General features: G+C 68.4%; 9 protein-coding genes. All 9 read right to left on the reverse strand.

Annotated elements, in window-relative coordinates:
* A partial coding sequence (locus M8523_RS35470; RefSeq protein ID WP_282589509.1) for a F0F1 ATP synthase subunit gamma occupies nucleotides 1-287 on the reverse strand: 287 nt, incomplete at its 3' end.
* Nucleotides 284-1834 (reverse strand): F0F1 ATP synthase subunit alpha, encoded by a 1551-nt coding sequence (locus tag M8523_RS35475; protein ID WP_428352016.1) that lies wholly within the window; start codon nucleotides 1832-1834, stop codon nucleotides 284-286. The genes M8523_RS35470 and M8523_RS35475, both read right to left, overlap by 4 nt.
* Nucleotides 1835-1836: 2 nt before the next feature.
* Nucleotides 1837-2568: a F0F1 ATP synthase subunit B family protein gene (locus M8523_RS35480; RefSeq protein WP_282589511.1), complete on the reverse strand. Its 732-nt coding sequence runs from the start codon at nucleotides 2566-2568 to the stop codon at nucleotides 1837-1839.
* Nucleotides 2569-2572: 4 nt separating this feature from the next.
* Nucleotides 2573-2821, reverse strand: coding sequence for a F0F1 ATP synthase subunit C (locus M8523_RS35485; RefSeq protein ID WP_282588289.1), 249 nt, complete (start codon nucleotides 2819-2821; stop codon nucleotides 2573-2575).
* Nucleotides 2818-3525 carry a F0F1 ATP synthase subunit A gene (locus M8523_RS35490; RefSeq protein ID WP_282589512.1) on the reverse strand — a complete coding sequence of 236 codons (708 nt, stop codon included), beginning with the start codon at nucleotides 3523-3525 and terminating at the stop codon, nucleotides 2818-2820. The genes M8523_RS35485 and M8523_RS35490 overlap by 4 nt, the downstream gene beginning before the upstream one ends.
* Nucleotides 3522-3827, reverse strand: a complete 306-nt coding sequence (locus M8523_RS35495) for an ATP synthase subunit I (RefSeq protein WP_282589513.1) — start codon at nucleotides 3825-3827, stop codon at nucleotides 3522-3524. The genes M8523_RS35490 and M8523_RS35495 overlap by 4 nt, the downstream gene beginning before the upstream one ends.
* Nucleotides 3824-4117, reverse strand: coding sequence for an AtpZ/AtpI family protein (locus M8523_RS35500; RefSeq protein WP_282589514.1), 294 nt, complete (start codon nucleotides 4115-4117; stop codon nucleotides 3824-3826). Before M8523_RS35500 ends, M8523_RS35495 begins: the two co-directional genes overlap by 4 nt.
* Complete coding sequence (locus M8523_RS35505) at nucleotides 4114-4533, reverse strand: F0F1 ATP synthase subunit epsilon (RefSeq protein WP_282589515.1); 420 nt, start codon at nucleotides 4531-4533, stop codon at nucleotides 4114-4116. The genes M8523_RS35500 and M8523_RS35505 overlap by 4 nt, the downstream gene beginning before the upstream one ends.
* Complete coding sequence (gene atpD / locus M8523_RS35510) at nucleotides 4530-5954, reverse strand: F0F1 ATP synthase subunit beta (RefSeq protein ID WP_282589516.1); 1425 nt, start codon at nucleotides 5952-5954, stop codon at nucleotides 4530-4532. The genes M8523_RS35505 and atpD overlap by 4 nt, the downstream gene beginning before the upstream one ends.
* Nucleotides 5955-6396 lie beyond the last annotated feature (442 nt).

Below are 6396 nucleotides of genomic sequence, written 5' to 3' on the forward strand. Positions count from 1 at the left end.
AGGAGGCGCTCGCTGAAGGCGCCGGCAAAACCCTGTTCGGCGCAGAACACGACCAGCGCGGAGCCGGTCTGCCGATGCGCGGGACGTTCCGGACGGATCGCGGGCGGTAGGGATAGGGCCTGTCCGATCGCCGCCACGATCGCGGCCGCATAGCTGTCGACGGAGGCGAGCTGGGCGCGGGCCTGCTGGGCGCGGGCGGCCGCGATGCCGCGCATCGCATTCACCACCGCACCAAGCTGCCGGATGCCGTCGATCCGTGCTCCGACCTCGGCGAGACGCTCGGTCACGCCGGCTTGGCCGATGTTGGGGCCGTTACCGGCGTCGGCATCAACGTCTTGACGTAGCCTTCCAGCACGGCGCGAAGCGCTTGCCTCGTCGCGCCGTCGAGCACACCTTTGTCTTCGATCTGGCGGACCGCCTGGGCGGCGTCCTTGTCGAGCGCATCCCGCAAGCCTTTGCGGACGGTATCCACGGTCGGCAACGGGATCGTGTCGAGGAGGCCGAACTGCACCGCGAGCACCAGGGCGACTTCGTCGGCCAACCGCAGGGGCGAATGCTGCGGCTGTTCGAGGATCGCGCGGATGCGGGCGCCCCGCGCGAGCTGGTTCCGGACCCGTGTGTCCGGCATCCCGCCGAACCGGGTGAACGCTTCCAGTTCGAGGAACTGAGCGTAGTCGAGACGCAGCGTGTTGGCAGCGTCCCTGAGGGCGCGAGCCTGGGTCTTGCCACCGACGCGGCTCACGCTGGTGCCGACGTCGACCGCCGGCTTTTGGCCCTGGCGGAAAAGCTTGGCGTCCAGCACGATCTGGCCGTCCGTGATCGAGATCAGGTTGGTTGGGATGTAGGCGCTGAGATTCCCCGCATCGGTCTCCGCGATGGGAAGAGCCGTGAGCGAGCCGCCGCCTTTCTCCTTCGAGAGCTTGGCGGCCCGCTCCAGCAGGCGCGCATGCACGTAGAACACGTCGCCCGGATAGGCCTCGCGGCCGGGCGACTGGCGCGTCAGCAGCGCGATCTCGCGATGGGTCGCGGCGTGCTTGGTCATGTCGTCGATCACGATCAGGGCGTGCTGACCGCGATCGCGGAAATACTCGGCCATCGTCATCGCGGCGAACGGCGCGATCCATTGCAGGCCGGGGGAACTCGCGGCCTCGGCGATCACGATGATGCACCGCTCCGGGGCACCGCCGGCGTGGATGGCGTCGACGGCGCGGCGGATGCTCGAACTCTTCTGGCCCACCGCGACGTAGACGCAGACCATGTCGCTCGATTTTTGATTGATGATCGTGTCGATCGCGATCGTCGTCTTGCCGATGGCGCGGTCCCCGATAATGAGTTCACGCTGGCCCCGGCCAAGCGCGAAGAGCGCGTCGATCACGATCAGTCCCGTCTGGACGGGCTCGGTGACGAGGTCCCGGTCGATGATCGCCGGCGCCGGTCGCTCGATCGGCTCTCGGCTGTCCGCCTCGATCGGCCCGTTTCCGTCGAGCGGCCGACCGAGCGGATCGACGACGCGGCCGAGCAGGCCCGACCCGACCGGCACGCGGACGACGTCGCCCGTGCCGCGGACGGCATCGCCGGCCTCCACGCCATCGACGTCGTCCAGCAGGACGCAACCGATCCGGTCCTGCTCCAGCACCTGGGCGAAGCCGAACTGCCCCTTGCCGAACCGCAGCAGCTCGTCGAGCCGCGCGAGAGGCAACCCGGAGACGAGCGCGATTCCGTCGCCAACCTCCTCGACCCGGCCGATCTGCTCGACCTGGGGCCCGAGCTGCGTCGATCCCAGCGTGGATCGGGCGTCCGCGAGCCAGGCGTCGGCGCGCGCCTCAGCATCCATCGTCATCGCTTCAGGTCCGCCAGGACCTGCGCAAGATCGGCGCGCCAGCTGTTGCTGACGGCCAGGTTGGCGCCGCGCAGTTCAAGGCCGGCGATGAGGGAGGGATCCGCCCGGAACGTGATGCGTGGACGGGACCCGAAAGCGCGGGTGATCGCCTCGCTATAGCGAGCCTGGTCGGCGGCGGCGATCTGCGTCGCGCTGACCGCTTCGAGCGTTGCGCCCTCCGCCCCGGCGAGGCGGCGCGCGGCCTCCGGCATCGCCTCGATCGCCTTGACGAGCCAATCCAGGAAGGCGGCCTGCACGGCGGCGCCGTCGAGCCGCGCCGCGAGGTGCTTCGCGATGTCGACCGCAAGGTCGCTCGCGCGGCGCGCGGCGGCGGCTTCGGCGTTCGACCGGTCTGTCTCGATCGCGGCCCGCGCCGTGGCTTCCAGCACCGCTGCCGCCTTGCTCGCTTGCTCCCGTTGCGCGGTGCTGTCCTGCGACGCCGCGGCATGGGCCGCCGTCCGGATCGCTTCGCCTTCCTTGGCGAAACCGGCGCGTGTCGCGGCGATCCCGGCCAGCGCCTCGGTCGCCTGCTTGCGCTTGGCCGCGGCGTCGTCGAGTTGGCCCTGCACCGTGCTGCGGCGCTGCTGGATCATGGCCGACACGGGCTTCCAGAAGAACCGCTGCAAGAGCCAGACGAGCACCGCGACGTTGACGGTCTGAAAGCCGAGCGTCCACCAGTCGATTGTCATGGGGTCACGACTTCAGCAGCGGGTTGGCGAAGAGCAGCAGAAGCGCGATGACGAGGCAGTAGATCGCCATCGTCTCGATCATCGCGAGCCCGACGAACAGCGTGCGCGAGATCGTATTCGCCGACTCGGGCTGGCGTGCGATGGCATCCATGGCGGCGGCGACCGCGCGTCCTTCCGCGAGCGCGGGGCCGATCGCCCCGAACGAGACCGCCAGCGCGGCCGAAACGATGCTGGCGCAGGCAAGCCAGTTCATGAGGTTGTCCTTGGATTGGGGAGGTCGGGGATGGCGCACGCGGGTTTCCCGTCGCTGACCGCGCCAGCGATGAAAACCATCGCGAGGATCGCGAAGATGTAGGCCTGGACGGCCCCTGTCAGCAGGTCGAGCGCCATGAGCGGGATCGGGACGAGGAAGCCGGCCAGCGACAGGACGATGCCGATCACGAAGACGCCGCTCATCACGTTGCCGAACAGGCGCACGAGGAGGGAGAAGGTGCGCGTCAGGCTCTCGATGAAGTTGAGCGGGATCATGACGGGATTGGGCGAGGCGAAGGTCGCGAGGTAACCGCGCAGGCCGCCGGCGCGGATGCCGAACCAGATCACCGCGACGAAAACGAGGAGCGCGAGGGCGGCATCGGTTTCGAGCTTGGCGGTGGGCGGTCCAACTCCCGGAACGAGCGACGACCAATTGGCCACGAAGATGAAAACGAACAACGTGCCGACGAAGGCACGATAAGGTCCCGGCTTAAGCTGCATTGTGTCCCGGATCTGGCCGTCCACCGTGTCGACGACGAGTTCGAAGGCGGCCTGCGTTCTCGACGGGACGAGGGTCAGTCGACGCGTGACGAGGACACTGCCCAGGGTCAGGACCGCCATGATAGCCCAGGTGACGATCACGGCCGCCGTGATCGGCACCGGACCGACGTGGAACAGCGCGAGGCTGGCGAGGGGAGATGTCACCACGTCCTCCGGCGGGTACGGCGGGTCACGACCGCGCGGGCCAGGAGCACGCCGGTGGCCGTCGCGAGCAGCGGTGGCGCGCCCTCGAAGCTGACCAATGTCAGCACGCCCCCCAGAAACACGATCCGGCCGAGCATCGCGGCCATGGCCAGCGTCAGCCGGCCTCCATCGGCGAACAAGCGCGTGTTCCACCACAGACCGCCGAAGTGGAGGCCGCCGAGCGCGAGCCCCCCGGCGAAATAGGCCGCGAAGCTCGCGGCCACGGCCCAGGACGGCCAGCCGTGGTATGCCCAGGCGCTCATGCGGTCTGCGTCCACTTCCAGGCCGACCAGCAACCGAGCGCGGCCCCCAGCATCAGCAGCGGAGCGGTGCAGAAAAGACCGGAGTCGAAGGTCCGGTCGAGCCAGCGTCCGGCGAAGACGCCGAGCAGCATGGGCACCACGACGATCCAGCCGAGAACGCCGATCTGGGCCAGGCGGCGGGCGACGGAGGGCTCGCCGTCGCGCAGCCAAGCCCGGTGCCGCGTGCCGCGCAGCCTGACGCTGCCGAGGAGCTGGTCATCATCGACCGGGTCGTGGTTCGACGCCGTCATCCGAAGGTCTCCGATGGCGGCCGTCCGCCTTGGAGATGACTCACGATTTCCCTGATGGCGCGCAGTTGCAGGCGGGTGCTGTCGACCCTCTCGGCCCGCTCTGTCTCGATCTCGTCGCGAAATCGGCTCAGGACGGTTCTTTCGAGCGTCGCGATGTCGTCCCCTGCGATCGCCTCACGGGTGGCGATGGCGATGTCGCGTCCGGGCGTGACGGTCAGGACGCCGCGCCTCACGGCGCAGCATCGTTGCTTCCCCCCTGCTGCCGTCCAACTCACGACGGAGATCGTCAGGCTGGTGAGATATTCGGCGTGCCGCGGCCGGATTCCGAAGGCGCCGCTCGCGTCCTCTCCCCGGAACGCGAGGACGCTTTCCTCGTCGACGACGGTCGCAAGCGGCGTGTCGATGCGCAGCTTCACGCCGGCCGATCCGTCTTTTTCGCGTCCGTCTCCTTCTGCCGCGCCTCGTCCAGGTTGCCGACCATGTAGAGTGAGCTTTCGGCCCATTCGTCGGTCTCGCCGTCCAGGATGGCTCGACAGCCGGCGATCGTTTCCGCACGGGGGACGCTTCGCCCGGGAGTTCCCGTGAAAGCCTCCGTCACGGCAAAGGGCTGGCTGAGGAAGCGTTGGAGCCTCCGGGCCCGCTTGACGGTCTCGCGATCAGCGGCACCGAGTTCCTCGACGCCGAGCAGGGCGATGATATCCTCGAGGTCCTTGAAGCGGGCCAGGGCCTCGCGGGCGCGCTCCGCGACCCGGTAGTGCTCCTCCCCGACGAGGATCGGATCCAGGAGCGCCGACGTGGAGGCGAGCGGATCGATGGCGGGGTAGAAGCCCGCGGCCGCGAGGTCGCGCGAGAGCACGATCATGCTGTCCATGTGGCTGGAGATCGCGGTCACGGCCGGATCGGTGAAGTCGTCGGCCGGGACGTAGACGGCCTGGATGGCCGTGACCGCCGCGCCGGCGACCGACGCGATGCGTTCCTGCAAGGCCGCGACCTCGGTCGCGAGCGTGGGCTGGTAGCCGACCCGGGACGGCAGGCGCCCCAGCAGGCTCGACAGTTCGGCGCCGGCCTGGACGAAGCGGAAGACGTTGTCCATCAGCAGCAGCACGTTCTGGTGCTTCTGATCGCGGAAGAACTCGGCGATCGTCAGCGCCGTCAGCGGAACACGCCAGCGCGCGCCGGGCGGCTCGTTCATCTGGCCGTAGACGAGCACGGTGCGGGCCAGGACGCCCGACCCCTGCATGTCGGTCAGAAGCTCATGGCCTTCCCGCGAACGCTCGCCGACGCCGGCGAAGACCGAGATGCCTTGGTACTTCTCGACCATGGCGTGGATCAGTTCCATGACGAGCACCGTCTTGCCGACGCCGGCGCCGCCGAACATCGCGGCCTTGCCGCCCTGGAGAAGCGGCGCGAGCAGGTCGATGACCTTGATCCCCGTCTCGAACACCTCGGTGCTGGACGTCTCGTCCTCCATGGAGGGTGGCGGATTGTGGATGCCGCGTCTCGGCGTCCCGGGCGGCAACAGCGGCCCTCGGTCTCTGACGGTGCCGACGACGTCGAGGAGCCGCCCGAGCACGGCATCACCGACCGGGATCGAGATCGGACCACCGGTCGTGCGAACCCGCGTGCTGCGGGCGAGGCCTGCGGTGGCCTGCAAGGCAATGCATCGCACGGTAGAGGAATCAACGTGGCTGTGAACTTCGAGGACGAGCGGTTCGGGACGGTCCCACTGCACGACGAGGGCGGTGTCGATGGCGGGGAGGGCCGCGCCGGCGAAGCTCACGTCGACGACGGCGCCCCGAACCGAGATCACGCACCCTTTCGCCGGACCTTCGTTCATGTCAGTTCCAATTGTTCAGATACGTGGACCGAAGCGGCATGACGCCAGGCGGGCGGGATGCTTGCAGTGGGGAAGGCTTCGTTCGAGCGCAGGCGTCGTGCCCGACCCGCCGACGAGTTTCACACGGCCCACATACGCGTCGGAGAATTCGTAGCGTACGGTGTCTGCGACCCCGACGTGATCAGCAAAGTCGGTGACCGGGAATGCGAAAACGCTCGGCGCATTTGTAGCGATCGAAACTTCAGGGCTCGGATCCCGCGATCACCTCTGCAAGCTCGTCGGTTATCCGGCAACGACATCGCCAGCGTGAATCACGCCGCGACAGCCCACGCAAGCCTCAATGCCCGCGAATTTGCCCCGGTTACGACAGCGACTTCATGACACGTCGTACGGGCATCCTCATCGGCTCAGGCGCTGCTAGCATCGCCTCCGAGATCTGCCT

The sequence above is a fragment of the Lichenifustis flavocetrariae genome, assembly GCF_026130545.1.
Lineage (GTDB): Bacteria > Pseudomonadota > Alphaproteobacteria > Rhizobiales > Beijerinckiaceae > Lichenihabitans > Lichenihabitans flavocetrariae.